The sequence below is a fragment of the Streptomyces yaizuensis genome (assembly GCF_034961445.1).
Taxonomy (GTDB): Bacteria; Actinomycetota; Actinomycetes; order Streptomycetales; family Streptomycetaceae; genus Streptomyces; species Streptomyces yaizuensis.
This window is the reverse complement of the sequence record NZ_BSBI01000005.1, coordinates 275,992-297,125: the sequence shown is the minus strand read 5'-3', so window position 1 is coordinate 297,125 and position 21,134 is coordinate 275,992. Positions and strand designations below refer to the sequence as shown.

The 21,134-nt window shown below is 70.6% G+C and carries 13 protein-coding genes and 2 pseudogenes; 3 read left to right on the top strand and 12 right to left on the bottom strand.

Features of this window, described 5'->3' with window-relative positions:
* Positions 1-27: 27 nt before the first annotated feature.
* On the bottom strand, positions 28-1,209 hold the full coding sequence (locus SYYSPA8_RS14990) for an NAD(P)/FAD-dependent oxidoreductase (protein WP_407706005.1): 1,182 nt from the start codon (positions 1,207-1,209) through the stop codon (positions 28-30).
* Here SYYSPA8_RS14990 and SYYSPA8_RS14985 point away from each other — a divergent pair.
* A complete protein-coding gene (locus SYYSPA8_RS14985) occupies positions 1,208-1,630 on the top strand; it encodes a YjbQ family protein (protein ID WP_323447643.1) in 423 nt (140 codons plus the stop codon). The genes SYYSPA8_RS14990 and SYYSPA8_RS14985 overlap by 2 nt on opposite strands.
* Before the next feature lie 123 nt (positions 1,631-1,753).
* Here SYYSPA8_RS14985 and SYYSPA8_RS14980 read toward each other — a convergent pair whose 3' ends face one another.
* Entirely contained in the window at positions 1,754-2,794 is a 1,041-nt protein-coding gene (locus SYYSPA8_RS14980; protein WP_323447642.1) for a vWA domain-containing protein, read from the bottom strand.
* A gap of 461 nt (positions 2,795-3,255) precedes the next feature.
* Here SYYSPA8_RS14980 and SYYSPA8_RS14975 point away from each other — a divergent pair, with 461 nt between their 5' ends.
* On the top strand, positions 3,256-4,284 hold the full coding sequence (locus SYYSPA8_RS14975; protein ID WP_323447641.1) for an IS481 family transposase: 1,029 nt from the start codon (positions 3,256-3,258) through the stop codon (positions 4,282-4,284).
* Positions 4,285-4,741: 457 nt separating this feature from the next.
* On the opposite strand, the gene SYYSPA8_RS14970 is transcribed toward SYYSPA8_RS14975, so the two are convergent.
* The 5 genes from SYYSPA8_RS14970 to SYYSPA8_RS14950 form a co-directional block, all read right to left on the bottom strand.
* The gene (locus SYYSPA8_RS14970) at positions 4,742-6,913 is read right to left on the bottom strand and encodes a hypothetical protein (protein ID WP_323447640.1); all 2,172 of its coding nucleotides are present in this window, start codon (positions 6,911-6,913) and stop codon (positions 4,742-4,744) included.
* A 410-nt stretch (positions 6,914-7,323) separates the two neighbouring features.
* Positions 7,324-7,653 (bottom strand): hypothetical protein, encoded by a 330-nt coding sequence (locus tag SYYSPA8_RS14965; RefSeq protein ID WP_323447639.1) that lies wholly within the window; start codon positions 7,651-7,653, stop codon positions 7,324-7,326.
* Between the two features lie 136 nt (positions 7,654-7,789).
* Entirely contained in the window at positions 7,790-12,511 is a 4,722-nt protein-coding gene (locus SYYSPA8_RS14960; RefSeq protein ID WP_323447638.1) for a putative T7SS-secreted protein, read from the bottom strand.
* A 2-nt stretch (positions 12,512-12,513) separates the two neighbouring features.
* Positions 12,514-13,179: a hypothetical protein gene (locus tag SYYSPA8_RS14955; RefSeq protein WP_323447637.1), complete on the bottom strand. Its 666-nt coding sequence runs from the start codon at positions 13,177-13,179 to the stop codon at positions 12,514-12,516.
* Positions 13,169-13,507 (bottom strand): SseB family protein, encoded by a 339-nt coding sequence (locus SYYSPA8_RS14950; protein ID WP_323447636.1) that lies wholly within the window; start codon positions 13,505-13,507, stop codon positions 13,169-13,171. Before SYYSPA8_RS14950 ends, SYYSPA8_RS14955 begins: the two co-directional genes overlap by 11 nt.
* 1,463 nt (positions 13,508-14,970) lie before the next feature.
* Here SYYSPA8_RS14950 and SYYSPA8_RS14945 point away from each other — a divergent pair.
* Positions 14,971-16,413, top strand: coding sequence for a YVTN family beta-propeller repeat protein (locus tag SYYSPA8_RS14945; protein ID WP_323447635.1), 1,443 nt, complete (start codon positions 14,971-14,973; stop codon positions 16,411-16,413).
* Between the two features lie 270 nt (positions 16,414-16,683).
* Here SYYSPA8_RS14945 and SYYSPA8_RS14940 read toward each other — a convergent pair whose 3' ends face one another.
* From SYYSPA8_RS14940 to SYYSPA8_RS14920, 5 genes and pseudogenes are all read right to left on the bottom strand, one after another.
* Positions 16,684-17,028 carry a GNAT family N-acetyltransferase gene (locus tag SYYSPA8_RS14940; protein ID WP_323447807.1) on the bottom strand — a complete coding sequence of 115 codons (345 nt, stop codon included), beginning with the start codon at positions 17,026-17,028 and terminating at the stop codon, positions 16,684-16,686.
* Positions 17,029-17,058: 30 nt separating this feature from the next.
* Positions 17,059-17,223: pseudogene (locus tag SYYSPA8_RS14935) on the bottom strand (pirin family protein); the annotation flags it as partial.
* A gap of 232 nt (positions 17,224-17,455) precedes the next feature.
* The gene (locus SYYSPA8_RS14930; protein ID WP_323447634.1) at positions 17,456-18,217 is read right to left on the bottom strand and encodes a rhomboid-like protein; all 762 of its coding nucleotides are present in this window, start codon (positions 18,215-18,217) and stop codon (positions 17,456-17,458) included.
* Positions 18,218-18,268: 51 nt separating this feature from the next.
* Positions 18,269-18,805, bottom strand: coding sequence for a hypothetical protein (locus SYYSPA8_RS14925; RefSeq protein WP_407706004.1), 537 nt, complete (start codon positions 18,803-18,805; stop codon positions 18,269-18,271).
* A 288-nt stretch (positions 18,806-19,093) separates the two neighbouring features.
* A pseudogene (locus tag SYYSPA8_RS14920) lies at positions 19,094-20,859 on the bottom strand (phosphatidylglycerol lysyltransferase domain-containing protein).
* Positions 20,860-21,134: the final 275 nt, after the last annotated feature.

Genomic DNA, 21,134 nt, shown 5'->3' with positions numbered 1-21,134 from the left:
TCTTCCCTGGCCCCGGGGCTCGTGGGGTCAGATGATGTGCCCTTCGGGCCGGGGGGAGCCGCCGCCGGCCCGGAACCGGTCGGCGGAGAGGGGACCGACGTCCACGAAGGGGGTCCGCCCCAGCAGCAGATCGCGGACGACCTCGCCGACGGCGGGCGCCTGGAGGAAGCCGTGCCCGGAGAACCCCGTCGCGTACCAGAAGCCGTCGGGGGCGGCCGCCCGGCCGATGAGGGCGTTCCGGTCGGGGGTCATCTCGTACAGCCCGGCCCAGCCCTCGCGCACCTCCAGCGCCGCCAGCGCGGGCACCCGCCGCCGGGCCGCCGCCCGGAACGGCTCCAGCCACTCCCGGCTGAACTCCCGCCCGAAACCGGGCTCCTGCCCAGGGTCGGAGAAACCGAGCACCAGCCCGCCGGAGCGGTCCCCGTGGAAGTAGAGCGTCGAACCGAAGTCGAGCGTGAAGGGGATCACCGGCGGCAGGGGGCGCAGCGGCCCCGTGAACCCGATCTGCCGCCGCAGCGGGACCACCGGCAGCTCCACCCCCGCCATCGCCCCGACAGCCGCCGACCAGGCCCCGGCGGCACAGACCACGGCCCCGGTCCGGACCGTCCCGGCATCGGTCCGCACCGCCCGCACGCCGCCACCCGCCACCTCGATCCCGGTCACCGCACACCGCGTCCACACCCGGGCCCCGAGCCGCCGCGCCGCCCGCAGATACCCCCGGACGGCCGCCGGCGGCAGGGCGTTCCCGTCGGCGGGGGAGTACGCAGCGGCCAGCAGCGACCGGGGGTCGACATAGGGACACAGCTCCCGCGCCTCCCGCGCGCCGACGATCCTGCTCGGCACCCCCAGGGCCCGCTGCACGACGACCGCGCGCTCGCACATCGCCACCTCCTCCGCGCTGCCGAGGAGGAAGAGATAGCCGGTGCTCTCCAGCCGGACGTCCGCCCCGGGCCGGGCGGCGAACGCGCGCCACGCCGCCAGGCTGCGCTGCCCCAGCGCGATGTTCAGCGGATCCGAGAACTGCGCCCGGATCCCCCCGATGGGCTTCCCGGACGACCCGCCCCCGACCCGGCCCCGCTCCACGACGAGCACCCGCCCCACACCGGCCTCGGCAAGATGAAAGGCGACCGAGGCCCCGACGACACCGCCCCCGACGACCACGACGTCAGCGGTGGTCACGGCCTCCCCCGCGCGAGAGGATGCCCCCATGCCCGCCCCTTTCGCCACCCGCCTGCTCACCCTCACCACCGGCCCCGAGGAATCGGTCACGGACCTCACGACGCCGTGCGCGGACTTCCTCCGCACGACGGCCGCCGGCCGCGACGGCCTCCTCAACATCTTCGTCCCCCACGCCACGGCCGGCATCGCCATCATCGAAACCGGCTCCGGCAGCGACGACGACCTCCTCGCGGCGCTCCACACCCTCCTCCCTGCGGACAACCGCTGGCAACACCGCCACGGCACCCCGGGCCACGGCCGCGACCACGTCCTCCCGGCCTTCCTTCCGCCGCACGCGACCCTTCCGGTCCTGTCGGGCCGGCTGGAACTGGGCACGTGGCAATCGGTCTGCCTCGTCGACACGAACGTCGACAATCCGCAGCGCCAGGTTCGGCTGAGCTTCCTCGGCTGATCGGGCTCCCTGCCGCCGGCACCCGGATCCGGTGGGCTTCCGGGCCCGGCAGCGGGCGCTGCACGTCGAGCCGGAACGCAGCGGCCCGCGACGCTGTCATGGCGGCGGGGCTCCGCAGGCGTTTCAGTGCATCAGCAACAGCCGCGTGTTCGGCACGAGTTTGCGGTTCACGCTGGTGCTCTGCACGAAGATGGTGAAGTCGTCGTTGTGGTCCGGCTTGATACGGACCTCCACATCCGGCAGGCCGAGCAGGGCTCGGGCCTCGGGCCCCGTGTACACCCGGTCCGTCCCCTTCTCCAGCACCGCGATCTGCTTCCGCGCCTGGATCTTCTCCGTCTTGCTCAGCTGGTAGAAAGCACCACCGGTACGGTAGGCGTGCCCGGATTCGACGACCCAGTTCCGGATCGCCGTGTCACGGTCCACCGGGATCAGCGCGAACGTCGACGGGTCGACCGGGGTGAGGCCGGCCGCCTGGATGGTGTCCTTGTTGACCGCCTCCGTACCCGTGGAGAACACCGCTCGCGATCCCCGGATGCCCTTGGTGCGGCCCACCATGAATTTCTCGGTGGCCTCCCGGATGACCTGCCCGGCCTCCTCCAGCCCCTGGGTGGTCGTCGCGTCCCAGACGGCTATGTTGTCCTTCGGGAAACCGCACTGCATCGCCTCGCGCTTGCCCACCTGGTCAGGCACCAGGACGGCCAGCGTCCAGTTGTCGTTCTGCGTCTCGATCATTCCCGTCACCGCCTGGACCAGCTCCTGCGGATTCCTGCTGGGGGCATCCGGGCAGCGATGGCTCGCGTTCTCCTGCCCGTCGGTGAGCACGAACGTCAGGAAGCTGTGGTCGCCGTACAGCTGGGCCGTCTGCGCCAGCTCCCGCTGCGACTTCAGCGCCGCCGCCAGCAGGGCCGTCATACCACCGGCCCGGTACAACTGCTTCAGGGACGGCATCCGCAGCACGTCCTTGTCGTAGATGACGCACTCCACCGTGTCGGCGAAGACGTACACCGTGACACGGGTCTCCTGGTCCAGCTCCCCCGACCGGCGCGCGAGATACGCGATCTGCTGGTCGGCGACCTCGACGACCTTGCGGCTCAGGTGCGACATCGAAGAACTGGCATCCAGCACAAGAGCGACGTGGTTGATGTAGTTCTGGCTTCCGGACACGGACAGCTCCCCCTCGTGACGAGTCGATGCTCCGTACCGTCTCACCCACCACTGACAATCGACTCCGGCTCCCGGACCGGACGGCGAGCCCACCCGCTCCCGGCACTACCGACCGGCATCCGGCTGACAGCAACCGGAATCGGCGGTGCTCGGGGGAGGGCACGGTTCTCACCCTCGCTGTTCCGCTCAAGCGGTTCGGGTTCAGGCTCGTCCCCGGACATGAGGTCGTCTCGGTCGAGACGGTTCGTGCGCTGGGCGGCGGAGTGCCGGAGGTAGGCTGACCGTTGTCTTTGCGGAGGTTGGCCGACACGAATGTCGACAACGTTGAGCGTCAGGTGCGGCTGAGCTTCATCGGCTAGGTGTATTGACCACGAGCGTTGTTGACTGTGTCGGGTCTTGATCATGACGAAGACCTCCGGTGTGGTGGAGGTGTCTAAGCTGCACCGCACACGGAGGTCTTCGTGTCCCACCGTAATGCCCGGCTGACCGTTCACGGCAGACGGATCCTGGTCGAACGTGTTCTTGCGGGCCGTCCGGTCGCGCATGTGGCGGCCGAGATGGGTATTTCCCGGCCGACCGCGCACAAGTGGGTGCGACGCTGGCGGGCCGAGGGCGACGCGGGTCTTCTCGACCGCTCCAGCCGTCCGCACACGACCCCGCACCGCACCCCGGCCGTGGTGGAGGGCGAGGTGTGCCGTCTGCGGACTGCGCGCAAGCTCGGCCCGGCCCGCATCGGCCCGGCCCGCATCGGCCCGGCCCGCATCGGCCCGGCCCGCATCGGCCCGGTCCTGGGCCTGCCGGCCTCGACCGTGCACCGGATCCTGGTCCGCCACGGCCTGAACCGCCTGGCCTTCCTGGACCGGCCCACCGGCCGGGTGATCCGCCGCTACGAACACGCCCGGCCGGGCGAACTGGTCCATGTCGACATCAAGAAACTGGGCAACGTCCCCGACGGCGGCGGCTGGCGTGTCGTGGGCAGAGCCGCCGGCGAAGCGAACCGCCAGGCCACCACCGACAGCCGCAAGAGCTCCAAACCGGTGATCGGCTACAGCTACGTCCATTCGGCCGTCGACGACCACTCCCGCCTGGCCTACAGCGAAGTCCTGCCCGACGAACGCCAGCACACGGCTGCGGGCTTCTGGCAGCGGGCCAACGCATTCTTCGCCGCCCACGGCATCACCGTCCAGCGGGTCCTCACCGACAACGACTCCTGCTGCAAAGCCCGGCTGTTCACCCGGACCCTGGCCGCCGACGGCATCACCCACAAGAAGATCCGGCCCTACCGGCCGCAGACCAACGGCAAGGTCGAACGCTTCAACCGCACCCTCCTGGACGAGTGGGCCTACCAGCGGCCCTACACCTCAGACCACGAACGCCGGGAAGCGTTCACCGACTGGATCGACTGGTACAACTACCACCGACCCCACACCGGAATCAGCGGCCACACACCCGCCAGCTGCGTCAACAACCTCCCCGAACAACACACCTAGTGGTGTACCGCAGGACTGGAGACGCGATGCCCGGCCGCACCGAGTGACGGCGTGGCCCGCGTACCGGCAGGTTCTTCGTCTGTCGGTGGCACACCAGAACCCTGCCAGGTGATCTGCGTTGCGGCAGTGTTCGAGACCGGGGAACGGCCTTCCGGCAACGGGACGGCGTACATGTCGGCTGCCTCACCCATCGCAGTTCTCCTGGGCCTCTGCCGCTTCGTCATCAGGCTGGAGGAGACCGAGGAGATCCTGCACGGCCCAGTCCGGAAGGGTGACTGCCGTGATGGATGGCAGGCCGGCTCTCCGTAGCAGAGAGCCTTCCTCGAGAAGGGCTGTCGGGATGCCCTGCGGCCGCGTCGGCGAACTGCTCCACATCGGGGTGCCGAGTGGTTGTGGCGACAGAGCGCTGTCCGATGCGCTGTCCATGGAGTCCTCATCAGTCCTGCGGGCGGGAGGTTCAGGTGCTGTCGGGGCGGGCGGAGCGGGCCCGGGCCAGCAGTTCGCGCACGATGCGGTGCCACTGGCGGGAGTCCTCGGTGCAGGAGCGGTCTTCACCGTCGGGGTCCCACTTCTCCAGTCCCCGGAGCTGCTCGGTGAACTGCTCGAAACGGCCGGGGCCGAAGCCGCCACGGTCGCGGTCCATCTGCTGCGCGATGGTGTGGAGCCTGTGGGCGGCACGGTAGTGCGCGAGTTGCGCTTCAGTCAGGCGGCGGATTGCGTAGCCCGAGCATGTGCTGCACCAGTCGAAGTCCTCGCCGCTGAGAAGGTCGGCGACGGTGAGCAGATCGTCGCCGGCGACAACGCCGCGTTCACGGGTGTGGGAGCAGAACGGTGAGTGCCCCTTGCCCTGGAACCGGGGATCGGCGTTGACCGCGTACACCTGGACGTCCGCGAGCACGCCGAGGGGGATACCGCTGCCACGAGGCTTCCGCCCGCTGCCTCCGGGGGCTGCGAACGGCTTCAGGTCCAAGTCCTGGCCGGAAGCGAGGAGCCCGTGCCACACCGGGCTGGGGAGGCCGCGGGAGCGCCCGGCCCGGTCGTACCCGGCATCGAGCCTCCGTAGGTCCTGGACACCACGGGCCATCGCCAGCAGACGCAGATTGCGCTCCCGCACCCTCGCCTCGTCACCGAACACCGGCCACGCGGCCTGCTGGGCGCCCGAGTCCAGGCCCAGCTCCTCACCGAACAGCGGGTCGTCAGCGTCGCGTAGGCGCCCCGGCCACCAGCTGTCCTGGTCCTCGGGCCGCTGACCGACCTCGTCCGACCATGGTTCGATCAGGGCGGCGGGCAGGTTCGTCGTGCTCGCGACGAGAACACCCCGCCAGCCACGGGCGGCCCGTCGCTCGAGCTCCGGGAACGGCAGGACCTCTGCCCCGCCGTCCGTGGAGAACACGATGTACAGCTCGTCCTCGGCGGTTCCGGCCGAGCGCAACAGCCGCAGGTGGTCCGTGGTGAGGGGACGACGTCGGTGCACGGTCGTGTCGTCGAAGACTCCAGGGCCGAGCTGGCTTGCCTCGGCCTCGCCCTCGGCCACGGCTGCGACGGCCCCGGGCGCGGGGGAAGCGGGCTCGCGTTGCAGAGGCGAGGAGCGGAGGTGAAGCTGGTCGGCGATGAGCTGCGGCACGCGGATGGTGAGCCGGCGGTGGCCCCAGTCGGCGCCGGTGAGATGGGTGAGAAGGACCCCGATCGTCCAGTCGTCCAGGTCGGCCAGCAGACCCCTCCCGCGTCCGCGAGACCGGTACGCCCCATCTTCCTGGATCTCCGAAAGGCGCACGGTCAGCACCACCGCCGCGTCGGTGCCGGCGACCTTCGCGATCCGGCGTGCCTCGTCATCCCACGACGCCACCAACCGACCGACCGCGGCGCGGGCTTCGGCGTATCCCTTGCGGCTTTGGCGGATACCGCGGACGGCGTCGTGGGTGAGCAGAGAGCCGCCGGGGAGGCCCCAGCCGCCACGGGCCTCGCTCTGCCAGCCGGACCACATCGCCCGGAGCCGCCTGGCCACCTCCGTGCTGTCGCCGATGGCGGCGAACGCACTTTCGTCGGAGGGCAGCTCGGGCTCAACCATGCTCGCAGCAGCCGCCGCAGCCAGGAGCCCCGCGGGGGTGACGAACAGGGCCGCCTGCCCGCGGAGCGTCTCGATGAACTGCTCCTTGAGAGCCATCTTCGGCCGGGCCCAGTCGGCGAGCCAGGGGAACGAGGCGACAGTCAGCTGGGCGAGGTGGAGACTCTGTGCGGCATCACGCCATGCGGACACCACCGATTCCCGCAGGTGCTCGGCATCGTTGCGGATCTCCCAGTCCTCCTCGTCGTTGTGCTCCTCGTCCTCCTCGTCCTCCTCGTCCTCCTCGTCCTCCTCGTCCTCCTCGTCCTCCTCGTCCTCCTCGTCCTCCTTGGCGACGGGTTCGACGCGCAGCACTTCGGCAGCGTGTTCGACCTCCTCCTGGTCCACCGCGTAGTCCCGGTCCCGCTCGGTGTACCGCTGGAGTTGGTACAGAAGACCGACGCCGCCCAGTGCACGGAGGAACAGGCCTACGCCGCTGTCAGGGCGGCCCCAGTCGCCGTGGTACGCGCAGCTGGAGCACATCCGGCCGATCGTGTGGGAGTTGAGCGGCACCTCCGACGTCACGGCACCGTCGGCGCGCAGCCGGGTGCACGTACGGCGGGCGTGCAGCTTGGAGCCTTTCCCCTTCGCCGAGTAGACGGAAATGGCGTGGTCCTGGAACGGGCCGAGCGGGACATCAGCCGTCAGCGCACAGTCGAGCGCGTAACTCCCCTATCGGTCTCGGCCTGCGAGCCTAACGCGGCGTGCTGACACACGCCCCGACGACGACAACTCCGCCGGGGCGAGAGGGAACGGAGAGGCCGGGCGTAGCGGTACCGTCACCCGGCTGCTCAAGCCGGGGCCATGCTCGCGGGCCCGGGCGAATCGTTACGCCTCCAGACCGGAGACCGTGGGACGCTCGCACGTTCGGGATCGTGGTGCCGCCGATGGGCTCGGGCAGTGCATCCGGCGAGGGGTTCTGCGGAATCCAGGCTCTATTCCAGTTCCGCCGCGCGCCTCTTGAGGTCCTCGGCGAACACGTCCCAGTCGGGTCCGAAGGACAGCAGGTCCGAGGCTGCTTCCCGGAGCAATTGCGGGTCGTCGGGACGTTGCAGGCAGGCCAGACGGTAGGCGAGGTTCCGGGCCCAGGGCGGCAGGGCCATCCAGTCCTCGGTGAGGACGTCCTCGAGCATGGCGAGGATTTCGTCCGCCGTGGCGAAGGTGAGCTTCTCGACGAACTCACGGGTCGTTTCGTTGACCTGCCGGCTGTCACCGCCGTCGATCGCCTGGCTGAGACTCCTGGCCGCAGGGGTCGGATCGGGCATGGCGCGCTTCTCCAGACGGATTGCTTCCGGCGCTCCGGGGCGCCGGGGTGCTGGACGGAATGGGGCGTCCAGACCCTAGCAGTCGACCCGGCGCCGCCCGGGCAGCCGGTGCGGTAGCCGGGCTCGGGGCCCGTCCCTAGGGATTGAGCCAGTAGGTGGACAGTTGGTAGGCACCGTCGGGCCGCTGAACGACCCGGTAGCCGACGTCGTGCCCGTCGATCTGCACCGACCTGTCGAGCGGGCCACTGAAATCGGGGGTCCTGGCGCGGGGAACGACCCCGCCGTCCTTCATGTACGCGTACACGTCGGAGACGATCGCTTGTTCGATCCGGTTGGGCTGCAAGTCGGTGGTCCGCAGATCGTTCGTGGTTCCGTCCGGGCCGGTGTGGGCTCGGTCGTAGCCGTGGCCGGTGTTGAAGTGCCACTGGTCGTCGCCCACCATGGCGGAGCGTTTGAGATCCTGCCCCTCGCCTTTGGCGGTGTACTCGCCGATGGCCGGGGCGTCGCCGTTCGGGTACGGCGACAGGCCGAAGGGGTCGCAAACGGTGTGCGGGTTGGTCACATAGGCGACCGGGTTCGGCGCCGGCGAGAGCCCCAGAGGGTCCGGGGACGTGTACCGGCCGGTCTCCGGGTCGTAGTGACGGAAGAGGTTGTAGTGGAGGCCGGTCTCCGGGTCGTAGTACTGGCCGGGGAAGCGAAGCGGGGTGTATGCCGTGCTGGAGCGGGACCAGGCGGTTGTTCCCCACAGCGTGGTGCGGGTGCGCCAGGCGATCTGCCCGGACTCGTCGACCAGTTCGGTGGGAGTGCCGAGCAGGTCGGTGGCCACGGCGAAGAAGCGCCGGTCGATCTCCTCCTGGCGGGCGTCCGGGGTGAGGATGCGCTCGGTCTGTGCGAGCGGCGTGAGGCCGCGGTGCTCCCAGGTGAGCACGACCGGACGAGGCAGGTCGCCGGAGACGGTGGTCTGTTCGCAGAGGGTCAGTCCGTCCCAGGTGAAGCGGATCTCCTCGGCGATTGTTCTGCCGTCCGCGGCCAGGCGCTGCTTGGCCGTGCGCCGGCCCAGGGGGTCGTAGCGGTAGCGCCAGTGGGTGTCGTCGGGGGTGACCACGGAGATGAGGCGGTCCTCGGCGTCCCACGTGTAGCGCCAGGTGTCCGGTTTGCGGGAGAGCCGGATCTTCTGGCGCAGGGTGACGCGGCCGAGGGCGTCGTGCTCAAAGCGGATGTCACCCGCACGCGTGACGGTCGTGCCGGTGTAGGCGCGAGGGCCGGTGGCCTCGTGGCCGGGGTGTGAGTCGGGCCAGGCGGCCGAGGTCTGGTTGCCGCTCGCATCGTAGGCGTACCGCTCGCTCCAGCCGGGTGCGTGGACGGCGGTGACCCGGCCGACCGGGTCGACGTCGAAAGTTCGGGCCCCCGACACCCGATCGGACGTCGCGGTGAGACGGCCGTCGGCGCGGTAGGCGTACGTGCGCTGGTTCAGGGTGCGAGAACCGGCCGTGAGGTGCTGGCCGGACAGCCGACCGGCCTCGTCCCAGGCGGACACCTGGGTGACGATGCCGGCGAAGACGCGTTCCACTTCGCGTCCGGCGGCGTCGTGCGTGAAGGTGATGTCGTGGCCTCCGGAGGTCACCCGGGTGGGACGGCCCGCGGCGTCGTAGGCGTAGCTCGTGACCAGTCCGGTAGGGGTGGTGCGACGGATCCGGCGGCCGGCGGGGTCGTAGGCGTGGTCGAGGGCACGGCCGTCGACGAGTTCGGTCCTGAGCCGGCCGCACCTGTCGTAGCGGCGCACCAGTTCGCTGTCCGGACTCGACGCCTGAATCAGGCGTCCGGCGCGGTCGTAGGCGTGGACAGTGGCCCGGCCCGCGACCTCCTTGCGGACCAGCCGGCCGAGTTCGTCGTACGCGTATGCGGCCATGCCGCCGAGATGATCGGTTCGGGTGGTGACCTGTCCGGCGGCGTCGAGGCCGTAGGTGACGGTGCGGCCGTCGAAGTCGGTCTCGGACACGAGCCGGTCGGCCCGGTCGTACCCGTACGTCCAGACGAGCCCCTGGGGGTCGGTGACCCGGGTGAGCCGCAGACCCGCGTCGTGCTCGAACTCGTATCGTGCGCCGTCGGGCCGGGTACGGGCGGCGAGGAGGTCGAAGTGGGTGTACTCGAAGCGGGACACTCCGCCCGCCGCGTCAGTGTGGGTGAGACAGTTGCCCTCGCCGTCGTAGCTCCATGACTCGGTAGCGCCGTCGGGGCCGGTGCGTCGGGCGAGTTGCCCGTCGGGGTGCCACTCCAGGCGGGTGACGCCGCCCACCGGGTTGGTGATGCGGACCGGCCTGCTGAGGGCGTCGCGTTCCAGGCGGGTGGTGCCGCCGTCAGGGGCGGTCACCTCCACCGGGCGGCCTGCCTTGTCGCAGCGCACGACGGTAGTGGCCGCCAGGGCATCGGTGACAGACGTCAGGAGACCGGACTCGTCGTAGGTGTAGCTGACGGTACGGCCGGCGGGATCGGTGACCGCCGTGCGGTTTCCCCGCTCGTCGAACTCCTGGAGCCACCGGGCGCCGTCCGGATCGTAACGCTCCGTAGGCAGACCGGACGGGCCGCGTACGACCCGGAGTTCGGTGCCGTCGGGACGTGTGACCGTGACGGGCCGGCCCTCCTCGTCGTAGGAGAACGCGGTGGTGCGGCCCAGTGGGTCCGTGCGTAATTGCAGGTCGCCGCTTGTGCCGTAGTGGAACCGGGTGGTGTTGCCGAGAGGGTCGATGGTGGCCAGGAGACGGCAGCCGGGGCCTATGAGATGCCGGGTGGTCCGGCCATCGGCGGTGGTCAGGACCGTCGTCCGGTGGCCCGTCCCGGGGTCGGGCCCGGTGTAGGCCAGGGTGATCCGGACGTGGCCGGCCTCGCCGCCCTCCGCCACGACGCGGTCGCGGTCGTCGTAGCTGTAGTCGTAGCGGCTTCCGTTGGAGTCGATCCAGGCGATGACGCGGCGGCGGTCGTCGTAGACGAATGTGGTGGTGGCACCGGACGGCTTGGTGACGGTGGTGAGGTTGCCGTCCTGATAGCCGTAGTTCATCAGGGGCAGGCCCGTGCCGCCCTCGCCGGCGCCGGCCAGGGACAGGGCAGTGACCAGACCGTTGGCGAGGGACAGCTCCACCCGGTGGCCCGCCGAGTGCACCAGGGCCAGCGGCAGGCCGTCCTCGCGGCGGTCGATGGTGATCGTGTGGCCGTTGCGTTCGGTGATGCTCGACAACCAGGCCGTACCGTCGCCCCCCGGTTCGCTGCCGGGCGGGGCGGTGAAGTGGCAGATCAGGCCGTTGTCGGGGTCGGTGACCATGTAGTCGCCGTCGGCGTCGCGGGCCAGCAGGGTGCGGGCTCTGCCCGATGCCGGGGTGGTGGGCGCGCCGGGGACCGGATGCGGGTACGTGATCAGGAGCCCGTCGGCGGTGACGTGGACGACTCCGATGGCGTCGACGCGCAGATGTTCGTCGACGGTGGACGTCCAGGAGGGACCGAGGAAGCGGCCGACCGCGCAGCCGGATTCGGTGCGGCGGGTGAAGACCAGCGGCAGGATGCCAGGGATCGCCAGATCGGTCTGGGGCAGGAACATCCGGCCCGAAGCGAGGTCGACGGGGTCGGTGCCGTCGGTGGTGCGCTCGCCGTCGGGGCGGTTGTGGGTGCCGTCGGGGGCGTCGTCGACCAGGCGGCGCAGCCGTGCGGCGTCGGCGGCCTCCTCGGCGACGCGGATGCCTTTTACCGCGGCGCCGCCGCCACCGGTGGCGGCGGTCAGCGCGAGGTCGGGAATCAGCCTGCCGAAGCCCTCGGCCGGGTCCTTCATGAAGTCGCCGACCATCTGCCTGCCGGTGCCGACCGGGTCGTTCGCGGCGATCACCAGGCCTGCGGCCAGGTTGTTGAGGGATGTGGCGTACTCGGCCGGGTGCGTGATGTTGTACGGGTCCATGGGGTTGACGCTGCGGACGAAGTTGAGGATCCCGGCCGTGCCCTTGATGATGCCGCCGCCGACATGATCGCCGATGATCTGCAGTTCCTGGAGCCCGTCGCTCAACTGGTCGGCGTACGACGGCTTCTTCGGGGCCATGTCGCGGGCGGCGCGGACCGCCGTGCGGGCGGTCTCCGCCGCCGAGTTCCGCTGCTTGCGGGCTTCGGCGAGGATGTCCTGGGCATCCTGCATGAGCTTCTTGCCGGGGTCGTCGAACGTCCCCGCCGGCCTGGGAGGGAGACAGGCAGGGTCGCGCTTGTCGGCGGGCTGGGAGTTGTAGCGATCGACAGCGCTGTTGTAGTCGTCGACCTTCTTGCGATGGGCGTCGGCGGCGTCCTCGGACGCTTTGACACCCTCCTTCCACTTCTCGATCGCCGTCTGTGCCTGTGTCTGCGCCCAGGTGACGGTGCCGGCGAACGCATCGAGCGCGCCGAGCGCCCTCGCGGCGGCATCGGCGGCGGCGTACCACCTGGGCGGCTGGGTGCTGACCGCGGTGCGCAGCGCGTCGGCCGCCTCGCCCTTCAGCCGGGAGGAGTCGAGGCCCTTGAGACCGTCGCCGGTGTCGTCGAAGGCCTTCTGGAAGGCTCGGAGCTTCTTGACGGTGGCGTCGAGCTTGTCCGCGCTGCCGTAGATCAGCTTGGTCTTGTCCTCGGTCTGCCCGAGGTCCATCTCGTCGACTTCGGCGCCCATCCGGTTGGCGACCGATCGGGACTGCTCGCGCACCCAGTCGGCGCCGGACTCCCAGCCGACGTCCTGCATCCGGTCGGCGGTCCAGTCACCCGCGTCCTCGATCCGGTCGCCGGCCCATTCGACACCGTCCTCGACGGCGTTCTCGACCGAGTCGGGTGTGATGTCGCTGATGAAGTCGCCCATACCCAACGTCAGTTCCCCCCGGACTCATCCTTCTGCTGTGCCTGCTGTGCCTGCTGGGCGCGCTCCTGCGGCGACGGGCCGAAGGTGTCGTCCAGCGCCTGGTTCCACTGCCCGTCGGAGATGCCGAGCGCGTCGTTGAGCATCTCGGACCGCTGGCCGCCCTGGCCCTCGGTGAGGACGGTGCGGCCGGTGTCCTTCCACGTCTGCTCCATCTCCTGACCTGCCTGACCCCACGACTCGACGCTCCAGTCCGGGGTCAGGGAGTCGGGCGTGAACACGTCGCCCCAGTCCTGCCGGGTGATCTCCTCCTCGGTGGCGTGCGGGTTGCCGCCCATGACGGAGTTGACGCCCACCTTCAGCGTGCCCTCGACGTACTGGTCGTGCTCCCACTGGGTGCCCGCCGCCAGACCGAGGCGGTTCGCGATCGCGCTGGCGTCGCTCACCAGGGCTCGCACGCCCCACTCCCAGCGCTCGCAGAAGTCCTCGAAGTCGGCCGAGAGGCCGTGGTGCCCGGCCTCCATCCCCGTCATCGACAGCTCCGAGAAGCCCTTGCCCAGCACCGAACCGGTGGCGCCCCCGAGATCACCGAGCTCATCGATGGTCGCGCCCACGCCCTGCGTGAACTTCGCGACAGACGCCCTGTCGAATTGCAGGTCGGACCCGTCACCACCCATGGCCGCGTCCCTCCTCCGCCTCGCCGGAGTCGACGGCGACGCTGTTTGGAACGACGCCGACGACCGGCGGGAAGAACATCGACCCGTCCTCCGTGGCGATGTCGACGGCGAGGCCGGCGGGCTCGCCCAGGGACGGCACGACCTCGTCGACGATGCGCGCGCCCAGCAGCGCCGCGTAGTCCATGGGCTGATCACCGGATCCGTGCAGCACGGCGAACCGGGCCAGTGCGGACTCGTCGGTGAATCCGCAGATCCACCGCACCCCGCCCGACCGCGCCGACCAGAGGCCTCCACCGGCCATGGGTACCAGAAGGACCGAGCGCCGCATCTCACCGACCAGCGCCCGAGGGTTACCGACTCCCCTTCTCTGCTCGGCGATTCGCTCGGCGAGCGCTGTACTCGTCTGCTCCACGGACCCCCCCGGTTGTGGGTGACTGGTAGCACCGTAGTTCAACGAGCACGGCAGGACAGGGTCGGTTCTCGTGAAGGTCTGCTCGGTGCCGGATGGCCTCAGGGCACGGGAGTGGTCGGCCGATGCCCGGTCCCCGCAGGCGGGGACACGGTAGTGGCCCCGGATGGTTCACCATCGGCAACCCCGACGGAATACGACCGTGCCCGGACCGGGCAGGCAGCGGTTGGGGCGAGGTGCACAGCCTGTGGTCGTTCGCTACAGCCGCAATGAGGACCAGTCTCCATACGGGCTTGTCGAGGATGAGACCAGTGCGGAGGACCGCGACTGATCGTGAGCAGGCGCTTCAGGGCGTGTGCGGGGGCGTCACCTGTACGGGGGTGAGCCGATGTGAGCGGTGATGTTCACAGGATCGTGGACAGATCGGTCCGGCAAGTTGAGGGTGTGGCCAGGCGTAGGGGATCGTCGGACTTCAAGGGCGCGGCGATCCAGCGGCAGCGGTAGGTACCGTGTGAGTTGTCTTCACGGAGGCTGGCGGACACGAATGTCGACAACGTCGAGCGTCAGGTGCGGTTGAGCTTCCTCGGCTGATCAAGGTCGTCCTGGGGCCGGCCGTCCGGTCTCCGTACTCTGCGCGTTCGCAACGGAAGAGAGTGCGCGCGGTACGGATCGGAACATGATCGAACGCCCCTGCGGCGGCTGCGGCACGTGCCTGCCCGGCCCGCGGGCTGTCCCGGATGAAGCTCGCCACGGCCTCCCCGGAGCGGCTGCGCGCCGCTGGGCCCGGTCGGCGGCTATGTCGCCGGCCGGGCCGGCGCCGGGCCGCGGGAACAGTGCGGGCCGAAGGATTGAACATATGACCGAATGATCATCCCTTCGGATGGTTGTGCCGGTGGCCGCGATCGGACCGGCGCGGGAGGCGCCACAGTGATCACCGGGGGTCAGGCCGATGGTGAAGGGGGCGGGTGCCGGTGGCACGTCGCCGGAGGTTCGCCGGGACGGGACGGAGAGTCCTCCCGGAGCCGGGTCACCACGGGGGCGGCTCCCCGGACGGCCATGCCGGAACTCCCGGCGGTGGCGGCCCGTTCCGGCTGCCGGGGAAGGGGCGGCGCAGGGACCGGCCCGCCCGGGAGCGTCGTCCCGACCGGCGGCTGCGAGCGCTTTCCGCACACGACCGGCCCGAAGGCAGCGCACCTCGCCGACAGCGACACCGGCACACACCGTGCCTCCGCCACCGCCTTGGCCCGCCGCCGCCCCGTGCGGCACCCGACCCGCCGCGCCACCGGCCCCGACCCACTTCCACGACATCACCACACGGGCACCCGGCCGGCCACCTGGCCATGTGCGCCCACGCCGGGGCCCGATGGGAGAGGAACCACCGTATGAGCCTGCCCACCACATCCGTCCGGCCCACATCCGTCCGGCCCTGGAAGCAGCCCGGCCGCCGGCTGCTCGCGATCGCCGGTTCCTGGGGCCTGGCGATGGCCTCGCTGACCGCGATGGCCCCCGCCGCGCACTCCGCCCCCGCCGCGCCCGCGACGCGGGCCGCGGCTGAAGCGCCGCTCGCCTATGTGACGAACTACAGCGACGACACGGTCTCCGTGATCGACACCGCCACCGAGACCGTCACGGCCACTTTCCCGGTCGGCGACGGCCCCAAAGGCGTGGCGGCCTCCCCCGACGGGGCCCGGCTCTACGTGAGCAACGGGAACGCCGACTCCGTCTCCGTGACCGACACCGCGACGGGAACGGTCACCGCGACCATCCCCGTCGGCAACGGCCCCAACGGCATCGCCGTCTCGCCCGGCGGGACCCGCGCCTATGTCGTCAACAGTGCCCTCCAACGGCTCACGGTGATCGACACCGCGACGAACACCGTGACCGCCACCATCGCCGTCGGCAGCGCCCCGCAGGAGGTGGCCGTCTCCCCGGACGGCAGCCGCGCCTACGTCACCAACTACAACGCCCGCTCGGTCTCCGTGATCGACACCGCGACGAACACCGTCTCCGCCACCATCAACGTCGGCGGATTCCCGCAGAGTGTCGCCGTCACCCCGGACGGCAGCCGCGCCTATGTCACCCGTCCCTACTCCAACTCCGTCGTGGTGATCAACACGGCCACCAACGCCGTGTCCGCCAACGTCCCCCTCACCGACGGTCCGTACGACGTCGCCGCGTCCCCGGACGGTGCGCGCGTCTACGTCTCCCGGGGCCAGGGCGCCACCGTCGCCACGATCGACACCGCGACGAACACCGTGACCGCGACCACCGCCTCCGGAAACACCCCCAGGGGGGTGGCCGTCACCCCGGACGGCGGCCATGTCTACACCGCCAACGGCAACTCGGCCACCGTCTCCGTGATCGACACCGTCACCCACACCACCAGCGGCATCCCCGTGGGCGCGACCCCCGTCGACATCGCGATCGCCGAGCGCCCCACGGCCGACCTGGGCGTGGAACTGGCCGCCACTCCCCGCCCCGGCCTGCTCAACGGCCGCATCGACTACACCGTGACCCTCACCAACCACGGACCGCGCACCCTCGCCTCCGCCACCGTCACCCTGGACCTGCCCACTCCCACAGGGGCGACCAGCCCCGACTGCACCCTCACCACCGGCGAGGCCACCTGCACCGCTGCCGGCCTCGCCCCCGGCGCGAGCACCACCCGCCGGGTCACCGTGCCCGTCGGCGTCCTCAGCCTCGGCACCCCCTACACCGTCACCGCCACCCGCACCAGCAGCGCCCCCACCGACCCCAACCCCGCCAACGACAGCGCATCCCGTACCTGCACCGCCACCACCGGACTCCTCATCAACTGCACCTGACAGGCCGGCTACCGGCACCTCACCGGCCGGTTCCTCCCCGCGCACGGGGAGGAACCGGCCGGTTCGTGTCTCTGCCCCGCGGCGACCTCCGGGCCCACGCCGTTCGCCGCCCGGCGTCCAGCGAACGGGGCCGCTGTCCAGCGGGACCCGGCAGATACGACGGGCAGCGCCATCGGGGACCGTACCCAGCCCCCTCCCGCCGGCGGGGGGCTGGGCACCACCGGAGGGAAACCCGCTCAGGCGGCGATCTCTCGCTGGGGTACGGGGAGTTCAGCGCCCGAGCCGGGAGTCGAGCCAGGTGAGGACCTCGGGGGTGACGGGGTCGGTGATGTCCGCGAACTCCCGGTGCTTGGTGAGGAACTTGGCCACGTAGGGGCAGACGGGCACGATCCGCATCCCGGCGGCACGGACGTCGGTGAGAGCCTGCTCGACGAGGATCGCGGCGAGTCCCCGGCCGGCGTAGGCATCGCCGATCTCGGTGTGGAAGAAGACCCGCCGGTCGTCGCGGTCGCGGTAGGCGGTCAGGCCGGCGCGGTCGTCGTCGACGAGGATCTCGTAGCGGTGGCGGGTGTCGACGTGGCGGACGACGGGGGCGCTGGTGGTCTGCTCGCTCATGAGGGCGGCCTTCCGGTTCGGGTCAGCGGGGGAGGGGTTCTTGCGGGGTGTGATGACGGCGTTGGGCAGGGCGGGGGCGGGCAGTCGCTCGCCGGGGTAGCCCTCGACGGTGCCGAAGCGGTCGGAGGCGCGCTCCCAGTCCTCCCGCGCCTCGACGGTGTCCTGGTGGCTGCGGCCGGTCAAGTTCCACCACATACCACGTAGATCCCGTCTTCGTGCAGGTCAGGGGCTTCGCGCACGATGCGCCGTCAGCAATAGGTCAGCATCGTACGCGGGAGGTACCCGACCATGGCCACCCAGGCACCGGCCCACGGCATGGGCGGCTTCCCCAAGGTTTGCGCGTACCCGAGAACCGGTTGGTCCCGGTGCCCCCGCACGTACACCATCCGGTGGACGAGGTGCTCAAGGTGACCGTCCTGTCCGGCTCTCAGCGTCGGTCGGGGCCGGAGGGCGTCCCCTTGGCGCGACCCGCCCGGCGAAGGAGACGCCCTCGTACGCGTGCGAGTGTCTCGCCCGGGTCCCGGACGGGGCCCCGGTGCCGGGTGAGCGGCCAGCAGGCCAGGCCGATGAGAACAGAGGTGAAGTGGCCGATGTCGGTGAAGGTCCGGCCGGTGACGAGCGGGATGCCGTAGACGACCAGGACGGCCGCCAGATACCCGTATCGCCAAGGTGGCGCGAGATGATACGTCAGGACCGCGATCACACCGGCGAGCGCGTAACTCACTCCGATATCGAGAGTGTCGACAGCCGAGTGCGGCGCGAGGCCGTGCCGGATCGCCCAGAGCAGAACCCCCTCGCTGACGAGGGTGGCCAGCACATGGGCGGCGACAGCCACCATCAGCCAGCGAAGGGTTCCGAGCCAGCGCTCGGCCGGCGCGTGGAAGAGGGTGTACAGGACCGCGTAGGAGAGCCATCCGCCGCCGTCGATCCAGAAGGCACTGGAGATCAGGACCCGTACCGGATGGGTCGACAGCTGATGGATGTTGGTCGAGCGCTCCTGGAGAAAGGCTGCCTCGAACGCCGGGGACATATGGCGCATCAGGACCGTGGTGACGAACAGGACACTCAGCCACATATAGGTGCCCGGTGCGCTGCGCACAGAGCGCCAGACGCGGATGGAGCACCTGCGGACGGCTGCGGCCAGGGCCGTGGCCCTTCGTGTGACGGTGGAGCGGGCGGGAACACGCATGGGAGTATTTCTCCACATTCCGAGCCCGGGCGGTGCGACGGGGACGGCGTGTCATCCACCGGTCCGAAGGGTCCGCGGGTGTTCGGCACCGTCGGTGGGCGCCGCGCCGAATCCCGCCGGGGCGAGTGCTCCTCCAACCGCCGCCGCGTACCCGGCGAATGCCGCCCCTCGCAGGCCCTCGCGAGAACGGTCGCCCAGCCAGGCGAGCGCCACCAGTGCCGGCCCGGCGCGGACCGCCCCCACCGCGGACCATTCGGCCCTGGCCGGCCGGGCACCCAGAGAACGGCCGGCGGCCACGGCTGTGACTGCCAGGCTCGCCGCGAGCGCCGCGCCCACCGCATAGAGGGGGATGGACCGCAGGGCGACAATCTGAAGCAGGAAGCCAAGGCCGTCGAGAGCGAGCCCGGCGACCGCCGCCGAGGGGCCGGTGTCGACGATCCAGGCGTCCGAGGCGGGCAGCCCGAGCAGACCATCGGGGCCGACGGCGACACCGAACCGCGCGTAGAGGGTCCCGGCGAGGGTGCGGACATAGGCGACGACCAGGGTGCGCACCCGGCCCAGAACGATCTCCGCAATGCCGAACACCACCAGTACCTGCACTATCGCGCCCCAGACCGGCAGGCTGAGCGCAGGCGCGAAGAGCGAGAGTGGGGTACGGAGGAGGGCGAGCCACAGCGGGTCCGCGGCCCGGACGAACCCGAGGTCCCGCAGCAGTCCGTACCCCTATGCGGTGCTCTGGAGGATCTGGCAGAGCGCGATAGGACCGACCGCAACCAGTGTCAGGGGCACGGCCCGCCACCCCTGGGTGGTCAGGGCCGTCCGTACGGCCTTGTGGAGTGTCCCCCACTCGTGCCGCGCGAACGATCCGACCGGCGTTCACCTGCGGCTGCCCGGACATCCGTGGTGCGGCCTGGCAGACAGTCGCGGCACCTCCAGGAAGCCCTCGGCGCGGGCGCTCGCGAGGGCGATCCGCGGGAGGTCGGTGCTCTGCGCGTACAGCAGGAAGCGGGGTTCCCAGATGGGCCGGTACTTGGCGTTGGCGCGGTAGAGCGACTCGATCTGCCACCAGCGGGAGAAGAAGGTGAGCAGCGAGTGCCAGAGTCGCAGCACCGGGCCGGCGCCGAGGCGGGAGCCGCGTTCGAAGACCGCGCGGAACATCGCGAAGTTCAGTGAGATCTGAGTGACGCCCAGCTCGTCCGCGCGCCGGATCAGCTCCAGCACCATGAACTCGAAGAGACCGTTGTCCGCGTCGCGGTCACGGCGCATCAGATCCAGGGAGAGTCCGTCGGCACCCCAGGGGACGAAACTCAGCAGCGCCCGCGGCTGCCCTTCGGCATCACAGCAGACGAGCATCACACAGCGGCCGTCCTGTGGATCGCCGAGACGGCCCAGCGCCATGGAGAAGCCGCGTTCCGTGGCTCCACCGCGCCATGCGTCGGCCAAACCGGTCATCTCGGCTATCTCGCCGGGGGCAGGTCCTCGTGCCGGCTCATACGGACGGTGTACCCCGCGCGCCCTACACGATGGTGCGCCTGCCGGACACCACGCATCGCGCGGCCCTCCAGGGTGAACTCGGCGATGTCGACGATCGCCTCGTCACCCAGTTCGAGTGCGCTCAGCCCGTGCCGTGCGTAGCTGGTGCCGCCCTCCTCGCCCGCCCCGATCACGGCGGGTGTCCAGCCGTGCTCACGGGCCTGGACCAGCCAGCGGTCGATCGCTCCGGGCCATGCCTCCGGGTCGCCGATCGGATCACCGGATGCCAGGGACACCCCACCGATCACCCGGTAGGCGATGGCGGACTTGCCCGACGGCGACCAGATGACGCTCTTGTCCCGGCGCAGGGCGAAGTAGCCGAGAGAGTCCCGGCGGCCGTGCCGCTCCAGCAGCGCGCGTAGCGCGTGCTCGTCCTCCGCCGTCTGCGGGTCGACGGCACGGCGGGACCGGAACGCCGCGTACAGGACCATCAGGATCAGTGCCGTGCTCATGAGGTTGATGAGCACATTGGCCCAGCCGGGGGTGGAGATGTCCGCGAAGTGGATGTCGTCGTAGGCGAGCGAGAACATCCGGAGCACGCCGTAGTGCCAGCGTTCCAGGAAGTCGGAACGTTCGGGGTGGGCGGCGGCATTGGTCACCGTGACCATGGTGGCCGCGAGCAGCGAGCCGGCCAGGAGCCCGCCGGCGCCGACCGCGACCGCGAGACCGGCGTTGGCGCGGTCGCCCTTCGCGTAGAACTCGCGCCGTCCGGCGAACAGGGCGGCGACGAAGAGCGCGGTCACCAGGACCGCGATCCAGTTCTGGAGATGCTGCCGGTATGCGGGCAGCCCCAGGGCCAGGGCGGTCAGTACCAGTGTCAGCCCGGAGAGGGCCAGATTCAGGATCCATGCGGCGCGTTTGCGTCGCCGCATGGTGATCGCGAGAAACACACAGAGGGCGCCGGAGAAGAATCCCGCGGTCAGCAGATACGGGGTGAAGTACTCGTCGTCGTTGTGGCGCCGGATGTCGTTGCCGAAGGACACCCACACCGCGCCGAGGAAGTTGACGCAGGCGGCGACCCGCAGATACCAGACCGCCGAGACATAGCCGCGCCGGGACCATGTGCTGTGCTCCGCGCCCGGTCGCGAACCCCGTCGTGCATGCCCCATGCGAGCGACCCTAGAGGCTGCGGGGTCCCCGGAGGCGCCCGGTGGGATGCGGTGAACGGATGAAACCGTTCAGCAGCCTGCGCATCGTCCGCTGCCGCGATGCGATGGCACGCCCAGTGGAAGGATCGGGTCACCTCACGCGAGAAGACGTCCTCGCCGGGCTGACCGTAGTCGTCCACCGTCGAGGCCGGCGGGATATGAGGGCGTCCTGCCCCGCCAGGTCCGGGCGGTGGGGGTGGCCGAACGATCCGGAGGCCGAGTCCCGGGGTCTTGGC